This is a genomic window from Albimonas pacifica, from assembly GCF_900113695.1.
GTDB classification, from domain to species: Bacteria; Pseudomonadota; Alphaproteobacteria; order Rhodobacterales; family Rhodobacteraceae; genus Albimonas; species Albimonas pacifica.
Genome location: NZ_FOQH01000010.1, coordinates 97,743 through 114,245, shown reverse-complemented (window position 1 = coordinate 114,245; position 16,503 = coordinate 97,743). Strand labels below are relative to the sequence as shown.

Sequence of the window (16,503 nt, the reverse complement as noted above, 5' to 3'; positions counted from 1 at the left end):
GCACGGCGCGGGGGCGGCGGGCCGGGGGAGGCGGCTAGAGCCTCCGGAACCCCCAGGCGACGACGGCGGAGTCGCCGGCGAGGCGGGAGGGGACCACGATCTGGCGGGCGGCGCGGGGCTCGGGCTCGCCCGGCTCGAAGTAGACGCTGTCGCGCAGCTTCGGGGCCGCGCCGGTGACCACGAAGCGCCAGCGGGACTCGGGGAGCGTCAGGATCACGATCTCGCCGTCCAGCTCCGCCTCCACGTCGGGGTGCAGGTGGAAGTGGATCGCGAAGGGCACGCCGACGGGGCCGTGGTTGCGCAGCACCTTCTCGAAGCGCGCGCGGGTGCGGGCGTCGGTGGGCTCGAGCAGGTCCTCGCCGCGGAAGTCGCGGCCGTCGGGGGAGAGGAACAGGCGGCGGCGGTGGGCGAGGCCGTGGCTGGCCGCGTAGCCGTCGTGCACGCCGAGGAACCAGGCGCCGTCGAGGTCCTGGGTGGTCTCGGCTTCCACCGTCTTCGGGCCTTCCACGAACGGGTGGGGGCCGGGGCCGCGGGCGGTCGAGGAGATGCGCGAGGAGCTGACGCCCTCGATCGACAGCGCCGACTGGGCGGCGGTGGCGCGGCAGGCGGCGGCCCAGTCGCCCTCGGCGGCGCCGGCGGGGCCGCAGTTGACCACCAGCCGGGCGCCGCCGACCGCGAGCTCGAAGGCCAGCGTCGAGGCGTGGGCGTTGCGGCCCCTGGGCGGCGCGGCGGCGTCGATCGCCGCCGTCACCCGGCCGGCGGAGAGGCGCACGAAGCCCATGGCGCGGTCCCGCGGCGGGGGCGCCTTGCGGGGATGGGCGAGCGACAGGGCGTGGTCGAGCCGGCCGGGCGCGCCCGGCCCGCCGCCGTGGAACCGCGGCAGGCCGCCGTCGCGCATCCGCAGGGCGCGCAGGGCGGACTGGGCGCGGAACACGGCGTCGGAATGGGCGCGCTCGGGCTCGACCCCGGCCTCGCGCAGGCGGCGGGCGCCGACGGCGAGCAGGATCAGCGCCTCGCACAGGCGCTCGGGGTTGCGGGAGGCGAGGCCGCCGTCCTCGTCGATCGCCAGCCCCGCGGCGGCGCCGAGGCGGCGCGCGGCGGCGGCGCGGCCGGCGTCGGAGGGGTCGGTCGCCAGCACCGCGTGCAGCAGGCCGGTCGCGGCGCGCAGGCGGCCCAGCCCCTCGGGCGCCTGGTCGAGGCCCTTGCGCAGGCGCTTGGCATGGACCGCGAGGGATTTCAGGAACCGCCGCAGCAGGTCGTCGGAGGCGCCGTCGAGGACGAATTCCGCCCGCTCCAGCCAGTGCATGGCGCGCTGGCCGGCGACCTCGGGGCCCCAGCCGGCGCCCTGCCCGTCGCCGTGCTGGGCGATCCAGCCGAACACCCAGGACTGGGCGGTGCGGCGCGCCTCGCGCGTGCCCAGCGCCGCGAGATCGTCGAGCCAGGCGAAGCCGTGCAGCGCGTCGGCGAAGTCCTGGCTGGGCGGCGAGAGACGCCAGGGACCCAGGTCGCGGGCGCGCACCTCCTGGCCGGCGAAGCGGAAGGTTCCCCCCATCAGGCGACGGGCGGCGGCGGCGTCGCCGATCCACAGGGGCTCGGCCTTGAAGGCGAGTTCCCGCGGGGCGCGAGGCCCCAGCCCGAGGCTGTCCAGCAGTCCGCTCACGTTGGTCCTTGTCGCCTTTCCTCTCGTCGGCAGCACGAAACCCGCGACGAGCGCAGCTCGGCGCGGTCCCAGCCCCTGACGCGGCGCAACATGGCCTGCGCGGGCGGGCGTGTCACGGCCTGTTGAGGAATCCTGCGGCGAAAAACCCGTCCAAACCCCCGGACTGTGGCCAGAAATCCGGCCTCGTGCGCAGGAAACCGGCCGGCGAGACCCACTCGGCCGGGATCCCCAGCTTCTCGGGATCGGCGGGGAGGGCGGCGGCCGCGGGGGTGCGGGCGAGGAAGCCCTCGGCCCGGATCTCGCCCTCCTCCGGCAGCAGGGAGCAGGTGGCGAAGACCAGGCGCCCGCCGGGGACCAGCCAGCGGAAGGCGCGGTCGAGGAGCCGGTCCTGCAGCGCGGTCAGGGCGGCGAGGTCGAGGTCGCCGCCGCGCAGGTGGATCATGTCGGGATGCCGCCGCCCGGTGCCGGTGGCCGAGCAGGGGGCGTCGAGGAGGATCGCGTCGTAGGGCGCGTCGGGGCGCCATTCGAGGGCGTCGGCGGCCAGGATCTCGGCCGAAAGCCCCATGCGCCCGAGGTTCTCGTGCAGCCGCTCGAGCCGGGGCTCGGAGATGTCGAGCGCGGTGACCTGCGCCCCGGCGGCGGCGAGCTGCAGGGTCTTGCCGCCGGGCGCGGCGCAGAGGTCGAGGACGCGCAGGCCCGCGACCTCGCCCAGCATCCGGGCCGGCAGGGCGGCGGCGGCGTCCTGCACCCACCACTCGCCGCCCTCGAACCCCGGCAGGGCGGAGATCTGGGCCCGGCCGCGCAGGCGGATCGAGCCGGTGGGGAGCAGGTCGGCGCCCAGCTTCTCGGCCAGCGCCTCGGCGCCGGCGGGGTCGCGGGGCGTCAGGTCGGCGGGGGGCGCGGCGAGATGGGCGGCGGCGATGCCGCGCACCGCCTGGGCGCCCCAGGCCGAGGACAGCCGCCCGCGCAGCCAGTTGGGCATGGCGTCGCGCTCGGGGTCGCGGGCGGCCCACAGCGGCGCGCCCTCGTCCGCGATCCGGCGCGCGACGGCGTTGACGAGGCCGGTCAGCCGCTCGCCGCCCTTCTGGGCGCGCACGGCGGCCACGGCCCCGTCGGCGACGGCGTGGGGCGCCTCGGAGAGGTGCAGCATCTCGACGGCCGCGAGGCGCAGGGCGTCCTGGGCGGGGGGCGGAGGCGTGCGGCGCAGGAAGCGCGCCAGCACGGCGTCGGCCTGGCCGAGCCGGCGCAGCGTCTCGGCCGCGCGGTGCCCGGCGCGGGCGCGGATCGCGGGGGGCAGGTCGGGGGCGGTCGCGGTGAGGTCGGCCAGGGCGCGGCGCTCGCGCAGCACGCCGGTCAGCAGGCGCAGGGCCTCGATCCGCTCGGCATGGGGGCGCTCGGCCGGGGAGGCGGCCTCGCTCCGCGGGGCGGGCGCCTCGCCGTTCGGAGGGCGGGGGCCCTTGCGGCGGGGGCGGGGCGGCTGGGTCACGGCTGGCGGCTCACGGCTCGGGACGATCCTTGCAGGGGCCCGTCGCGCGGCCCCGGGGGGCCGTCGGGCGCTTGGCACGCGCCTTAAAGCCCCCGCGGCCCCGGCGCCAGAGCCCGCGGCGTCACCGCCAGGGGCCGGCCCGGCCGCCGGAGCGGGGGATGCGGGTGGGGGCCTGGCGGACCGGGCCGGGGCGCGCGGGGTCCTCGGCGCCGGCGTCGACGGTCTCCTCCTCCGCCGCCAGCGGGTTCCAGCCGGCGGGGGCGGCGCGGTGGCCGCCGCCGGGGCGGCCCATCCCGCGGGCCAGCGCCTCGAGCGCGGCGATGCGGTTGGCGGTGGCGGGGTGGGTCGAGAACAGGTTGTCCGCCCCGCGCCCGGCCAGCGGGTTGACGATGAACATGTGGGCGGTGGCGGGATCGCGCTCGGCGCTCTCCATCACCCGCGCCTTGCCGCCGCCGGCGATGCGGCGGAGCGCCGAGGCCAGCGCCAGCGGGTCGCCGCAGATCTCGGCCCCGGCGCGGTCGGCGGCGTATTCGCGGGTGCGCGAGATCATCATCTGGATCAGCATCGCCGCGAAGGGCGCGAAGAGCGCCGCGGCGATGACGCCGACGATGCCCAGCGGGTTGCGGTCGTCCCGCGCGCCGCCGCCGAAGAACAGGCCGAACTGGGCGAGCATCGAGATCGCGCCGGCCACGGTGGCGGCCATCGTCATGATCAGCGTGTCGCGGTTGCGGATATGGGCGAGCTCATGGGCGACGACGCCGGCGAGCTCGTCGCGGTCGAGCTGGCGCATCAGGCCGGTGGTGACGGCGACGGCGGCGTTCTGGGGGTTGCGGCCGGTGGCGAAGGCGTTGGGCTGCTCGGCCTCGATCACGCAGACCCTGGGCATCGGCAGGCCGGCGTTCTTCGCCAGCCGCGCGACCATGGCGTGCAGCTCGGGCGCGGAGGCGGCGTCGACTTCCTTCGCGCGGTGGGCGCGCAGGGCCAGGCTGTCGGAATTCCAGTAGGCGAAGGCGTTCATGCCGATCGCCACGACCAGCGCGATCACCATCCCCGAGCCGCCGCCCAGCAGGTAGCCCACGCCCATGAAGAGCGCGGTGAGGAAGGCCAGCAGCATCGCCGTCTTGACGTAGTTCATGGCTTCGCAGTCCCGCACGAAGGAGGTCCGCCCCGCCCGGGGGTTTGCGGCCGGCGCCTTCGCGGACTATGTCCGGGGAGGCGCGGAGCACGCGCGCGCCAGGCGGCTCGGGAGAAGATATATGGCGGACGGGACCGGCGAGAAAGAGGCGCGGCTGCGCGCCGCCGCGGAGCGCGCGCTGGCCGAGGCCGCCGTGCGCCGCGAGGAGGAGGCCAGGCGCCCTCCCCTGCCCCCCGAACTGGGCGGCCGCGACGGCCCCGAGCCCACCCGCTTCGGCGACTGGGAGAAGAAGGGCATCGTCTCGGACTTCTGACGCCGCGCACCGCCCCCGGCGCGGCCGGGAACGGGCGTGGAGGCGCGTCAGCCGGCGACCCGCGCCTGCTGGCGCTTGGCCTCGATGTCGACCAGCCGCTCGGTGCGGCGCTGCTCGGCGATCTCGACCTGGCGCGTGCACTCGTCGCCCGCGGTGCAGGCGGCCTTGATCCGGGCGATCGTGTCGGCGGCCTCGGCCATGTAGTCGTCGCGCAGCTTGTCGAAGAACCGGTCCCGCTCCCCCTGCGACTCGAATCGGTCTGGCAGGAGGGCGATGGTCACCATCGGTTCGTAGTCGTTCATCGCCCCCGAGGCCGCGTCGACGGCCACCCCGATCACCCCGCCGAAGACGATGTTGCCGAAGGTCATCGCCTGGAACTCGGAGCCGACGGAGCCGACGGCGGGCTGGTAGCCCTCCTTCTCGCAGCGCACGGCCAGGTCGTGCTTGCTCTTGGGAACCATGATCGTGCCGGGCGTGGGGTCCACCCGCGCCACCTGCGCGCCGCCCTGCGTCACCGTGCAGGAGGCGCCGGAGGGCCGGGTGTCGATGCTCACCGTGTCGGTGGAACCGTGGGTGATGGTGGCGCAGCCGGCGAGAGCCGCGAGCGCGAGGGCGGCGACGAGACGAGCGACGAGCAATTCGGAAGTCCTTCCCCTGGCGGATCCGCCCGCGCGGATCCGGTGATGAATTCATTTTTCATTCAGTTATATTAACGAACAGCGCGGCAGCCAGCGCTTCTCGCCGGCGCCGCGACTCTCCGCGATTCGGCCCCTGCTGCGCCGGCTCGCGCGACTCGACGGTCGGCGAGCCAGTCGTCGACAGATTGCGGCGATCGACGCCGCGGGGGGATGACGCCGCCATCCGGACGGCGTTCTGTTGCCATATTGAGATCAATACGGGCCGAAACGATCAGTCCGGCTCAGAAAAACGTTTGACACAGGTCAAGGCGAAACCGTCGGCCGGCCCCTATGGTCTTCCTCAGAATCGAACAAGTGGGACGCGACCGATGCTCCTCCAGGCCTTTCTGCCGTTCCGTATCGCGCGGCTCGCCGCGCGGACGTCCGCCGCCATCAGCCAGGTCTATGCCGACGCCCACGGCCTCAGCCGCGACGAGTGGCGGGTGCTGGCTGCGACCGGCGAGGCCGAGGCCCAGCCCACCCGCGCCATCGCCGAGCAGACCGGGCTCGACAAGGTCGCCATCTCCCGCGCCGCCTCGGCGCTGGAGGACCGCGGCCTGATCCGGCGCTCGGAGGACCGCGCCGACCGGCGCATCAAGATCCTGCGCCTCACCCCCGAGGGCGCCGAGGCGCTGAAGGAGATCGAGCGCCAGGTGCGCGAGCGCGAGGCCTATCTGCTCGAGGCGCTGACGCCCGAGGAGCAGGCGGCGCTGGAGACCGCGATCGAGAAGCTCAGCGCCCGGGCCGAGACCCTGACCCAGGACCGGGAGGAGGTCGCAGAGGACGGCGCCCCCTTTCGCCCGTATCGCTTCCGGGCCATGAGCCCGCGTCGCCTGGCGCCGCTCTACGCCGCCGAGTGACCTGACGAGACGCCGCCGAAGGCCGCCGGGGGGCGGGCCGACGCCGGCCGGGGCGCGCGAGGGGGAGACCCGTCGCGCGCCTTTTTCATGGGCGCCGTCCAGATGCGCGGCCGCCGCGGGCGCGGCCCGGCGGGGCCGCGGGCCCGGACCGGACGCGGACGCGGGCGGTCAGACCAGGTCCTTGGGCGTGGCGAAGAGGACGAATTCCGCCTCGCCCCAGCCGGTCTCGGCCCAGGGGCGGGGCAGGTCCAGCGCCGCCACCGCGGCGGTGGGGAACTTCTCGAAGGCCCGCGCGAGCCGCGCCTCGGGCCGGCCGCCCACCAGCCGGCGCAGCAGGGCGCTGGTCCCGGGCTCGTGGCCCTGGACGAGGACGGTTCCGGCCTCGGCCCCCTCCTCGCGCAGGATCGCGAGGGCCGTGTCGGGCTCGGCCATGTAGAGGTCGGGGATGGCGCGGGTCCGGGCCGGCGGCTCGAACCCCGCGGCGGCGGCGGCGCGCCGCCAGGTGTCGCGGGTGCGCAGGGCGGGAGAGAGCAGGACGAGGTCGGGGCGCAGGCCCTCCTCGGCCAGGAACCCGCCCATCAGCGCGGCGGCGAGCCGCCCGCGGCGGGAGAGCGGCCGGTCGATGTCCGGCAGGTCCGGATCGTCCCAGGCGGACTTGGCGTGACGGAACAGCACCAGGCGGGGCATCGGGCATCCTTCGTGAGGGCGGGCGGCGCGCGGGGCCTGCGCCGGGACCGGCGCGGGCGGGGTTCTGGCGCCGGGCCCGGCCGCTGTCCACAGCGACCTTGGACGACCCGGCGTCAGCCGGCCGCGCCCTCGGCCCGGCGGGCGCGCAGGAAGGCGGCCATGTGGAAGGCCGCCTGCGCCGGCCCGTGCGCCGCCGCCCGCCCCACCGGGCAGGCATGCCGCGCGAGGCAGCCGCCCTCCCGGCAGGGGGCGCCCTGCGGGGTCTCGAGATGGGCGACGCAGGCGGGGACGTCGTAGCGGGGGCCCTGCGGGGTCTCGGCGAAGGCGCCGGCGGGGCAGGCGCGCAGGCAGGCCGCGGGGCAGGCGTCGCAGGGGCGCGGCCCGGGGGCGGGGGGCGGCGGCGCCCCCTCCAGCGCCCCGAAGACCAGCGCCGCGCGCCAGGAGGCCCAGAGCCCCCTCCGCGCATGAAGCAGCGGACCGAGGCGGGAGGGCCAGGCCGGCTCCGCCCGCAGCGCCCAGGCGAGGAACGGGGCCCAGGGCGGCCCGTCGCCGGGCAGGACCGCGCGGCCCCCGAAGCGGTCGGCCAGCGCCCCCGCCACCCGCGCCGACCAGCGGTCGAGCGGATCGGGGGCGCCGTCGCGCGCCTCGGGCGAGGCCTGGAACCGCGCCCAGGTCGTGCCGTCGGCCGCCAGCAGCACCCCCGCGGCGGCAGGCGCGCCGGGGCGATCGGCGGGGAGCTCTCCGTCCCGGGGGGCGAAGGCGGCGGCGCGCAGGCCCTCGGCCGCGGCGGCGCGGGCGATCTCGGGGAAGCGCGGGGTCACGGGGCGCGCCGGAAGGGCAGCAGGAGCGTCCAGCCGAGCCGCGCGGGGGCCGCGTCCTGGTGCTCGGCCAGACCCAGGCGCAGGCCCGCCTCGCCGCCCCTCGGCCGCTCCGAGTAGAGGCCCGAGAGCCGGTCCCACCAGCTCACCGAAAAGCCGAAGTTGGTGTCGTGCTCCTCGCGGATCACCGAGTGGTGGATGCGGTGCATCTCCGGCGTGACCAGCACGGCGCGGACCCGACGCTCCCACGCCGGCGGCAGGGCGACGTTGGCGTGGTTGAACAAGGCGCAGCCGTTGAGCAGCGCCTCGAAGGCGAGCACGGCCCAGGCGGGCGCCCCCAGCGCGTAGACCGCCGCCACCTTCAGCAGCATCGAGAGCGTGGCCTCCAGCGGGTGGAAGCGCAGCGCGGTCGAGACGTCGACGTCCCGGTCGGCGTGGTGGACCTTGTGCAGGCGCCACAGCAGGGGGACGCGGTGGAAGGCGACGTGCTGGGCCCAGATGGCGAGATCGAGGACGACGAGGCAGAGGATCCCCGCCAGCCACCCCGGCGCGGGCAGCAGGTTGAACAGCCCCCAGCCCTGCGCCTGGGCGTCGAGCGCGGCCCCCACGGCGGCGGCGGGGAACAGCAGGCGGATCGCCAGCACGTCCAGGACCGCCACCGCCCCGTTGGTCAGCCAGCGCCGCGCCCTGGGCAGGGCGGCGGGCCGCGCGGCGGCGAGCGCCTCCCACCCCGCCATGGTGGCGAGGATCCCCAGGAACAGGCCGAGGCGCAGGAGGATCTCGAAGCTCATGCCCCCTGCATCGCCGCGCCGCCGTCCCGCGTCAATCGCCCGTCGGCCGGAAGCGCCGCCCGCGCCCCCCCCCCGGGCGACGCGCCGTCCGGCGAGGGCGCCCCACGGCCGGGGATCGGCGCGCCGCCGACCGCCCGGGCGCCGCGAGGGGGCGCACGGGCGGGCCGCCTCGGGCGCGCAGCGCCCGACAGGTCCGGCCGGGCGGCCGGGGTCAGGCGAAGGTCAGGGTGACCCGGCGGTTCATCTTGCCCTTCTTCTCGATCTTGCCGATGCGCAGGGGGCCGATCTCGCCGGTGAAGCGCACGTGGGTGCCGCCGCAGGGCTGCAGGTCGATCGTCGCCTCCGCCTCGCCGATGCGCACCAGGCGGACCTGGCCCGTGCCCGTCGGGGGCTTCACCGCCATGGTCTTGACCAGGCCCGGGTTCGCCTCGAGCTCGGCGTCGGCGATCCACTCGTCGCCGACCGGGTGGTTCGCGGCCACCAGGGCGTTGAGCTGCGCCTCGAGCGCGTCCTTGTCCGCCGGCGCCTCGGGCATGTCGAAGTCGAGCCGGCCCTTGTCCGCCCCGATCTGCCCGCCCGTCACCGGCAGCGGGATCACCACCGACAGCAGGTGCAGGGCGGTGTGCATGCGCATGTGCGCCCGCCGCCGGTCCTCGTCGAGGCGCTGAAGCACCTGGGCGCCGGGCGCGGGCGGGGTCTCGCCCTCGGCCAGCACCAGGCGCACGCCGCCCTCGGCCTTGCGGGCGTCGGCCACGCGGATCGCGCGGCCGTCGAGCTCGAGCACGCCGGTGTCCCCGGGCTGGCCGCCGCCGGCGGGGTAGAACAGCGAGCGGTCGAGGATCACGCCCCCCGCCTCGTCCACCGCCACGACCCGGGCGGGACCCTCGAACATGTAGGGATAGGCCTGCCACAGCGGCAGCTGGGCGCGGTCGGGCGTCTCGGCGTCCATCGGAACCTCCTCGAGTTCGGCGCGCGGGCGCGCGGCCGGGCGGCGCAGACTAGCGTCCCCCGTCGCCGCCGCCACCCCCGTCCGCATCGCCGCCCGCGCCCGGAGCGATGTCCGGAGCGATGCCCGCACCGATCCCCGGCCCCGCCGGACCCTTCGGCGCCGGCGGCGGCGCGGCGCGGCGGCGGGAGGGGGCGGGCGCGGGGGGCGGCGTCTCGGCCGCCTGCGAGGGGTCGGGGACCGCGAGCCCCTGGTCCGTGGGCGGGGGCGCGCCGCGGAAGGCGGCGGCGAGGCGCTCGGGGTCGCGCAGGGTGACGATGTTCTGGGAATAGGGGATCTCGATCCCCGCCTCGCGGTAGCGGCGGTCGATCTCGAAGAACAGGTCGGTCTGCACGTCGAAGATCTGGTTGACGTCGCGCAGGATCACCCGCAGCTCCAGCTCGATCGCCGCCTGTCCGAAGCCGGTCATCAGCACCATCGGCGCGGGATAGCGCAGCACCCGGCGATCCTTGCGCGCGATGTCGAGCAGCAGTTTCTGCACGCCCTTGAGGTCGGTGCCGTAGGCCACCGGCGCCTTCAGGATCAGCCGCCCGACCGCGTTGTTGTGGGTGTAGTTCACCACCCGCCCCGAGATCAGCTCGGAGTTCGGCACGATCAGCGCGGTCTTGTCGAAGGTCTCGATCTCGGTGGCGCGCACCGCCACCCGCTTGACCACCCCGTGGGTGCCGCCGACCAGGATCCAGTCGCCGACCTTCACCGGCCGCTCGATCATCAGGATGATGCCGGAGATGAAGTTCGAGGCGATGGCCTGCAGGCCGAAGCCGATGCCCACCGAGAGCGCGCCGAAGACGATGGCGATGTTCGACAGGTCCAGCCCCGCCGCGGCGATGCCCACCAGCGCCGCCGCGGTGATCCCGGTCCAGCCGAGCCCGGTGGTGATCGCCGAGCGCGCGCCCGCGTCGAGCCGGGTGTTGGGCAGGACCGAGCTCGCCATCACCCCCTGCAGCAGCCGGGTCAGGGCGTAGCCGAAGGCGAAGACCAGGCCGAAGGTCACGAAGACCATCGGCGTCAGGATCGTGCCGCCCACCTCGACCCCGGCCGAGGCCATCCGCCAGGCCTCGCCGATGTCGGCGGTGCGCGCGCCCCAGACCAGCGCCAGCACCGGCAGGCTGGCGATGACGATCACGAAGCCGAAGAACACCGTCAGCAGGCGCAGCCCGCCCGAATCCGCGGTGCGGTTCTCGAGCGCGGCCTCCACCCATTCGCGGATCAGCGAGAACAGGATCAGCCCGGCGCCGACGATGGCGGCGGTGGCGGCGGCGGGGAAGAACAGCCGCTGCGAGGCGGCGTAGTAGCCCGCCGCCGCCAGCGCCACCGAGACCACCGCGACCGCCCGCAGGGAGAAGGCGCCCAGCCGCTCCAGCCGCCGGCCGACGGTGGCGGCGGACTGCAGGCTCTCGGCCAGCGGGTCCTCGTCGGGGCGGGGGTCGCCGGGCTCCTCGTCCTCGGAGGCGGGGGCGGGGGCGGCGGCGGGCGCCTCGGGCCCCGGGGAGAGCACGTCGGCGAGCCGCCACATCGCCGCCGCGCCCAGCGCCATCACCGCCAGGTTGCCCACCGCCAGCGCCGCCGGCGAGAGGTCGAGCGAGGCGCCCGCCTCGACCAGCGAGACATGCAGCCCGAAGGTCAGCGCCAGCAGGGTCGAGCGGGCGAAGCCCCGCAGCGCCGCCGCGTCGTCGAGGGAGGAGAGCCGCAGCTCGGGCGTCCGGGGCGAGAACCAGGCCCCGGCGATGGCGAAGCCGATGGCGACGGCCACGAGGCCCGAGGCGAGGTGGTCGGCCAGCACCTCGGCCCGCGGGCCCAGCAGCTCGGCCTGGGCCAGCGCCCCGCGCAGCAGCACGATGGCCAGCGTCGGCGCCACCAGCCGCGCGCAGAGCGCCAGCGCCGCGGCGAGCGCCCGGCGCCCGCGCGTGGCGCCGAAGCCCAGCCGGCGGCGGATCACCGTGAAGGCGCGCGACGCCCCCAGCAGCAGCGCCGCCGAGACCGCCAGCAGGATCAGCGCCGTGGGCAGCAGCCGGGACGAGCCGCGGTCGACCCGGGCCTGGGCGACCTCCAGCGTCTCCTGCCCGAGGCTGGCCAGCAGGCCCAGCGTGTCCGAGAGCGCCGGCCCCCAGGTCGTGGGCGCGAGCGGGCTGGGGCCGAGCGTCAGGAATTCCTCGACCTGGCGGCGGCGGATCAGCTCGTCGATCTCGCGCACCAGCGAATCCGCGCGCGAATAGGCGAGGTCGGCGCGCTTGGCGCGGGATTCCAGCGCGTCGATGCGGTCCTGGAGCTCGTGGCGCAGCTCGCTCAGGCCGGCCTCGGCGCGGGGGGAGGCCCCGCCCTCGGTCGCGCCCTCGCCCAGCGCCTCGAGCTGGGCGGCGAGGGGCTGGTGGGCGGCGCGCAGACGCTCGGCGGTGCTCGCGGCCTCGTCGCGCTGGCGCACCAGGCGGGCGCGCATCGCCTCGAACTCGGCGGTGGAGACGCTGCCGTCGGCGAGCGCGGATTCGGCGTCGTGGGCGGTGTCGGCCCAGGCCTCGAGCCGGGCGTCGATCGAGCCCTGGTCGGCCTCGACCGCCTGGGGGGTCGCGGCCTGGGGCGGGCGCGGCGGGGTGAAATGCGGGCCGGAGGGGCTTTCGGGGACCAGCGCCTGAGCGGCGTCGCCGGCGGCCTCGGCCGCCTCCCCCGCCGCGCCGGCGGCCTGCGATCCCTGGGCGAGCGCCCGCCCGCCGCCCGGCCCCGCGCCGAGGCCCGACAGCACGACCGCGAGGGCCAGCAGCAGGGCGGCGGCGAGGCGCCAGGGCGCGCGGGCGAGGCGCCGGGGCGCGCGGGCGCGCGGCGGCCACGCCGTCGCCGGCTCCGCGTCCCGGGGGGGGCGGAGGGAGCGGGGCGGCTGGCCGGCCCGCGGCATCGCTCAGGCGTCTTCGGCGAAGACTTCGGGCAGGGCCGAGGGGGCGCGTTCCAGGAAGGCGGGGGTCGGCAGGCCCTTCTCGCGCAGGAAGGCGGGGTTGAAGAGCTTGGTCTGGTAGCGGGTGCCGTAGTCGCACAGGATCGTCACGATGGTGTGGCCCGGCCCCATCTCCTTCGCCATGCGGATCGCGCCGGCGACGTTGACGCCCGAGGAGCCGCCCAGGCACAGGCCCTCATGCTCCAGCAGGTCGAAGATCACCGGCAGCGCCTCGGCGTCGGGGATGTTGTAGGGCATGTCCACCGACAGGCCCTCGAGGTTCGCCGTGATCCGGCCCTGGCCGATGCCCTCGGTGATCGAGGAGCCTTCGGACTTCAGCTCGCCGTGCTTGTAGTAGTGGTAGAGCGCCGCGCCGTCGGGATCGGCGAGGCCGATCTTCACGCCGCGCTTGCGCTCGCGCAGGGCCTGGGCCGTGCCCGCCAGCGTGCCGCCGGAGCCCACGGCGCAGATGAAGCCGTCGACGCGGCCGTCGGTCTGCTCGAAGATCTCGGGGCCGGTGGTCTCGATATGGGCCTGGCGGTTGGCGACGTTGTCGAACTGGTTGGCCCAGATCGCGCCGTGCGGCTCGGTCTTCGCCAGCGCCTCGGCGAGGCGGCCGGAGTAGCGCACGTAGTTGTTGGGGTTGCGGTAGGGGGCCGCGGGGACCTCGACCAGCTCGGCGCCGGCGAGGCGGATCATGTCCTTCTTCTCCTGCGACTGGGTCTCGGGGATCACGATCACCGAGCGGAAGCCCATCGAGGCGCCGACCAGCGCGAGGCCGATGCCGGTGTTGCCGGCGGTGCCCTCGACGATGGTGCCGCCGGGCTCCAGCAGGCCCTTCTTCACCGCGTCCTTGATGATGTAGAGCGCGGCGCGGTCTTTCACGGACTGGCCGGGGTTGAGGAACTCGGCCTTGCCCAGGATCTCGCAGCCGGTGGCCTCGGAGGCGCGGTTGAGCCGGATCAGCGGGGTGTTCCCGACGGCGTCCGCCAGGTCCTTGCGAATGGTCATCTCGCGCTCCTTCATCCGCGGCGCCGCCGGGGCAGGGCGGCCCGTCGCTTCGGACTTAGACGCGGGATCGGTCCCGTGCAAGGACGAGCCGCGGCATTTGACGAGCGGCCGCGGGGAACATTTTATTTCACACGCCGGACTGTGGTTTCGGGCCGGCGGATTCGCGCCCGCGCCCGCGGCCTCAGCCCCACTGCGCCCGCAGCCGGTCCCGGTGGCGGGCGAGCCACATCAGGGAGACGAGGGCGGGCGACGAGTTGACCGCGCCCCGGTCGACCGCGGCCATGGCGGCGTCGAAGTCGAGCACGGCCGAGATCACGTCCTCGGCCTCCTCCTCCAGCCCGCCGGCGCCGCCGGCGGAGGTCAGGTCCGCCTCGCCCACGAAGGAGGTGACGAACTCCGCCAGCGTGCCGGGGGAGGTGTAGTAGGCGCCGGCCTGCTCGATGCGGCCGATCTCGATGCCGGCCTCCTCCTGCGCTTCGCGGCGGGCGGCTTCCTCGGGGGCTTCGGTGGCGTCGAGGCGGCCGGCGATCACCTCCCACGGCCAGGGGCGGGCGTCGCCGCGGGCGTGGGGGCCGGCGCGCCACTGGGTGGCCAGCAGCACCCGGTCGGCGCGCGGGTCGTAGGGCAGCACGGTGGCGGCGTCGCCCGAGGCCCAGACCGCCCGGCGCACCACCGGCGAGCGCCCGCCGTCGGAGGTGGGGAAGGAGACGTGGTGCTCCTCCACCCCGAAGAAGGAGGCGTAGGGGCGAGCGAGCTTCTCGGTGCGCACCGCGTCGCGCCCGAAGTCCACGCCGGGGAAGGGGGCGGAGGGGGCGCGCCCGGCGCGGGCGCGGGCGGCGGCGCGGGCCTTGAGGCCGGGCCAGAGGGTCAGGTCCGACCAGTCCGCCCCGTCCTCGTAGAGGGCCATGATCTCGTGCGCGCATTCGATCAGCAGGTCGCGGTCGGCCGCGGGCCAGTCCTCGAACCGCCAGGGGCCGGCGGGGGTGGTGGGGCCCTTGGGAAAGCAGACCAGCGCCTCGACCGGCGCCGGGTCCGTCTCGGGCCCGGCGAGGACCGTGAGGGGGCGCAGCTCGTATTCCGCGTCGTCCTCGAAGAACAGGACGCGCGCGACCTCGGCCTCGGTCAGGTCGCGGGCGACCTCGCCGGGGGCGGAGGCGCCGGGGGCGGGGACCACGCAGGGGAAGTTCTCCCCCGCCACCTGGCGCAGGGCGTGGTCGGGAAGGCGGGCGGAGGCCAGCGAGATCCGCGCCTGCGGGCGGCCGAGCACCACCGACAGGAGCTCCGGATCGCGCAGCGACCCGTAGAAGAACACCGCCCTGCCGGCCATCGCCGTCCTCCGTCCCTGCCCCGGGGAACGCTCCCCGCCCTGCGTTCGCGCCTCCCGCCAGGCGGGAGATGCGGAAAATGATGCATCGCGGTGAACCGGACCGCGCCGGGGCACGTAACACACAGCGAACAGGAATGCAGGCCGCGCCGGCGTCGGAGCGGGCTCCTGTCGCAGGCCGGGGCCTTCAAAGGGGGCGCCGGGCGTGGCAGGAACGACTTCGCGACGGCTTGGACGCTGCGGCGCCGCGGGCGCCCCGATCCCCGGGGCGGCGGCGCGGACACGAGGATGAGACGACGAGGCGGCGTCCGGTGGGCGCGCCTCGCGGACGGACGATGCGATGATGCGAAGCCTGCCCGACGACGCGCTGCTGGCGGAATACGCCGCCGGATCCCTTCCGGCGGGATTGTCCCTGCTGGTCGCCTCGCAGCTCACCTTCAACCCGGAGGGCCGCCGCCGGGTGGCCGAGCTGGAGCGGCTGGGCGGCGCCCTGCTCGCCGCCGACGCCGGGCCCGTGCCCGTCGCAGGTCCCCCGCCCTCGCTCGACGCGATGCTGGCCCGGCTCGACCGGGAGGGGCCGCGGGCCGAGGGGCCGAGGGCGGGCCTCTCCGCCCCCGAGCCCGGCAACCCCTTCCCCGCGCCCCTGCGCGCCGCCCTGGGCGAGGGCCCGGGCGCCACGCCTGAGGGCGTCGCCTGGAAGCGCCTGCTGCCGGGCCTGTCGGAACATGTCATCGAGGGCTTCGGGGACGAGCACGAGGAGGTCTCGCTGCTGCGGGCCCGCCCGGGCGCCCCGATCTTCGCCCACACCCACACCGGGGTCGAGACCACCCTGGTGCTGTGCGGGCTGATGGAGGACCGCGGCCGCCGGCTGGGCCGCGGCGACGTGGCGATCGCCACCGATCACGACGACCACCGCCCCCGCATCGTCGGGGACGAGACCTGCATCTGCCTCGTGGTGATGACCGGCGAAATGCGTTTCACGGGTCGCCTGTCGCGGGTGCTGAACTACCTGTCCTGAGGCCAGGGGGCGTGCGCGCCCCCGCCGCTTCCCCCTTCGAACGGAGGTCGCCATGACCCGCCGACCGAGCCCGCGCGTCTTCGGCCGCGCGCCGATCCCCTGCGTCTCCGCGCTGCGCGGCGTGGACCGCCGCGCCGTCCTCGCCGGCGGGCTGGCGGGGGGGCTGGCCGCCGCCCTGCCCCTGCCCGGCCGCGCCGCCGGCGCCGCCTCGCGCCGCTTCGAGGTGCTGCGCGACGGCGACCCGATCGGGGAGCAGGTCACCTCGGTGACCCGCGACGGCGAGGCGCTGGAGGTCACGGTGCGCGTGCGCATCCTGGTCAAGGTTCTGGGCATCGGCGCCTATCGCTACGAGCTCGACAGCCGCGAGCGCTGGGAGGGCGGGCGCCTGGTCTCGCTGGACGGCGAGACCAACGACGACGGCGAACGCCAGGTGGCGACGGTGCGGCGCGAGGGGGGGCGGCTGGTCTCCTCGGGGACCTGGTCGGGGGAGGTTCCCGACGGCGCCGCCACCACCACCTACTGGACGCCGGATTTCCTGCAGCGCGGGACCTGGATCAGCACCCAGACCGGGCGGCCGCTGGCGGTCTCGGTCGCGCAGGCCGGGGCGGCGGAGATCCCGGGACCCTCCGGCGCGCTGGCGGTGCAGCGCTGGCAGGTGTCGGGGGACATCGACCTCGCCCTTTTCTATGACGACCGGGGCGAGTGGATGGGCAGCGCCTTCGACGCGGGCGGCGAGACGGCGCGGTTCCGCGCGCTCGACGCCGCGCCGGCGCTGGCGCCGCTGTGGGGCTGAG

General features: G+C 76.2%; 15 protein-coding genes. 4 read left to right on the top strand and 11 right to left on the bottom strand.

Going from position 1 to position 16,503, the window contains the following annotated elements; all coding sequences use genetic code 11:
* Positions 1-34: 34 nt before the first annotated feature.
* From BM064_RS20860 to htpX, 3 genes are all read right to left on the bottom strand, one after another.
* Positions 35-1,660, bottom strand: a complete 1,626-nt coding sequence (locus BM064_RS20860) for a heparinase II/III family protein (protein ID WP_092863352.1) — start codon at positions 1,658-1,660, stop codon at positions 35-37.
* A gap of 112 nt (positions 1,661-1,772) precedes the next feature.
* A complete protein-coding gene (locus BM064_RS20855) occupies positions 1,773-3,146 on the bottom strand; it encodes an RsmB/NOP family class I SAM-dependent RNA methyltransferase (protein WP_245779235.1) in 1,374 nt (457 codons plus the stop codon).
* A gap of 121 nt (positions 3,147-3,267) precedes the next feature.
* A complete protein-coding gene (gene htpX / locus BM064_RS20850; protein ID WP_092863349.1) occupies positions 3,268-4,281 on the bottom strand; it encodes a zinc metalloprotease HtpX in 1,014 nt (337 codons plus the stop codon).
* Between the two features lie 121 nt (positions 4,282-4,402).
* Between htpX and BM064_RS20845 the strand changes: the two genes are divergently transcribed.
* Positions 4,403-4,594: a DUF1674 domain-containing protein gene (locus BM064_RS20845; RefSeq protein ID WP_092863346.1), complete on the top strand. Its 192-nt coding sequence runs from the start codon at positions 4,403-4,405 to the stop codon at positions 4,592-4,594.
* Between the two features lie 47 nt (positions 4,595-4,641).
* On the opposite strand, the gene BM064_RS20840 is transcribed toward BM064_RS20845, so the two are convergent.
* Complete coding sequence (locus tag BM064_RS20840; protein WP_092863344.1) at positions 4,642-5,232, bottom strand: peptidase associated/transthyretin-like domain-containing protein; 591 nt, start codon at positions 5,230-5,232, stop codon at positions 4,642-4,644.
* Positions 5,233-5,600: 368 nt separating this feature from the next.
* On the opposite strand from BM064_RS20840, the gene BM064_RS20835 reads away from it, so the two are divergent.
* Positions 5,601-6,131 (top strand): MarR family winged helix-turn-helix transcriptional regulator, encoded by a 531-nt coding sequence (locus tag BM064_RS20835; protein WP_092863342.1) that lies wholly within the window; start codon positions 5,601-5,603, stop codon positions 6,129-6,131.
* A gap of 168 nt (positions 6,132-6,299) precedes the next feature.
* On the opposite strand, the gene BM064_RS27830 is transcribed toward BM064_RS20835, so the two are convergent.
* From BM064_RS27830 to BM064_RS27105, 7 genes are all read right to left on the bottom strand, one after another.
* Complete coding sequence (locus BM064_RS27830) at positions 6,300-6,818, bottom strand: SixA phosphatase family protein (RefSeq protein ID WP_092863340.1); 519 nt, start codon at positions 6,816-6,818, stop codon at positions 6,300-6,302.
* Positions 6,819-6,931: 113 nt separating this feature from the next.
* Complete coding sequence (locus BM064_RS20825; RefSeq protein ID WP_092863338.1) at positions 6,932-7,639, bottom strand: hypothetical protein; 708 nt, start codon at positions 7,637-7,639, stop codon at positions 6,932-6,934.
* Positions 7,636-8,427 carry a sterol desaturase family protein gene (locus BM064_RS20820; protein ID WP_092863335.1) on the bottom strand — a complete coding sequence of 264 codons (792 nt, stop codon included), beginning with the start codon at positions 8,425-8,427 and terminating at the stop codon, positions 7,636-7,638. The genes BM064_RS20825 and BM064_RS20820 overlap by 4 nt, the downstream gene beginning before the upstream one ends.
* Positions 8,428-8,638: 211 nt before the next feature.
* A complete protein-coding gene (locus BM064_RS20815) occupies positions 8,639-9,376 on the bottom strand; it encodes an alanyl-tRNA editing protein (protein ID WP_092863333.1) in 738 nt (245 codons plus the stop codon).
* Positions 9,377-9,425: 49 nt separating this feature from the next.
* Positions 9,426-12,320: a DUF3772 domain-containing protein gene (locus BM064_RS20810; RefSeq protein WP_092863330.1), complete on the bottom strand. Its 2,895-nt coding sequence runs from the start codon at positions 12,318-12,320 to the stop codon at positions 9,426-9,428.
* 3 nt (positions 12,321-12,323) lie between these two features.
* Positions 12,324-13,367 carry a cysteine synthase A gene (locus BM064_RS20805; RefSeq protein ID WP_092863741.1) on the bottom strand — a complete coding sequence of 348 codons (1,044 nt, stop codon included), beginning with the start codon at positions 13,365-13,367 and terminating at the stop codon, positions 12,324-12,326.
* A gap of 181 nt (positions 13,368-13,548) precedes the next feature.
* Complete coding sequence (locus BM064_RS27105) at positions 13,549-14,694, bottom strand: NUDIX domain-containing protein (protein ID WP_143103402.1); 1,146 nt, start codon at positions 14,692-14,694, stop codon at positions 13,549-13,551.
* Between the two features lie 337 nt (positions 14,695-15,031).
* On the opposite strand from BM064_RS27105, the gene BM064_RS20795 reads away from it, so the two are divergent.
* Both BM064_RS20795 and BM064_RS20790 read left to right on the top strand, forming a co-directional pair.
* Entirely contained in the window at positions 15,032-15,709 is a 678-nt protein-coding gene (locus tag BM064_RS20795) for a cupin domain-containing protein (RefSeq protein WP_092863738.1), read from the top strand.
* A 52-nt stretch (positions 15,710-15,761) separates the two neighbouring features.
* Positions 15,762-16,502 carry a DUF6134 family protein gene (locus BM064_RS20790; RefSeq protein WP_092863324.1) on the top strand — a complete coding sequence of 247 codons (741 nt, stop codon included), beginning with the start codon at positions 15,762-15,764 and terminating at the stop codon, positions 16,500-16,502.
* Position 16,503: the final 1 nt, after the last annotated feature.

Bases quoted from the DNA above. Each gene is read 5' to 3' on its own strand.
- htpX (WP_092863349.1), bottom strand. From the start codon at position 4,281: ATGAACTACGTCAAGACGGCGATGCTGCTGGCCTTCCTCACCGCGCTC.
- BM064_RS20845 (WP_092863346.1), top strand. From the start codon at position 4,403: ATGGCGGACGGGACCGGCGAGAAAGAGGCGCGGCTGCGCGCCGCCGCG.
- BM064_RS20835 (WP_092863342.1), top strand. From the start codon at position 5,601: ATGCTCCTCCAGGCCTTTCTGCCGTTCCGTATCGCGCGGCTCGCCGCG.
- BM064_RS27830 (WP_092863340.1), bottom strand. From the start codon at position 6,818: ATGCCCCGCCTGGTGCTGTTCCGTCACGCCAAGTCCGCCTGGGACGAT.
- BM064_RS20820 (WP_092863335.1), bottom strand. From the start codon at position 8,427: ATGAGCTTCGAGATCCTCCTGCGCCTCGGCCTGTTCCTGGGGATCCTC.
- BM064_RS20815 (WP_092863333.1), bottom strand. From the start codon at position 9,376: ATGGACGCCGAGACGCCCGACCGCGCCCAGCTGCCGCTGTGGCAGGCC.
- BM064_RS20810 (WP_092863330.1), bottom strand. From the start codon at position 12,320: ATGCCGCGGGCCGGCCAGCCGCCCCGCTCCCTCCGCCCCCCCCGGGAC.
- BM064_RS20805 (WP_092863741.1), bottom strand. From the start codon at position 13,367: ATGACCATTCGCAAGGACCTGGCGGACGCCGTCGGGAACACCCCGCTG.
- BM064_RS27105 (WP_143103402.1), bottom strand. From the start codon at position 14,694: ATGGCCGGCAGGGCGGTGTTCTTCTACGGGTCGCTGCGCGATCCGGAG.
- BM064_RS20795 (WP_092863738.1), top strand. From the start codon at position 15,032: ATGATGCGAAGCCTGCCCGACGACGCGCTGCTGGCGGAATACGCCGCC.
- BM064_RS20790 (WP_092863324.1), top strand. From the start codon at position 15,762: ATGACCCGCCGACCGAGCCCGCGCGTCTTCGGCCGCGCGCCGATCCCC.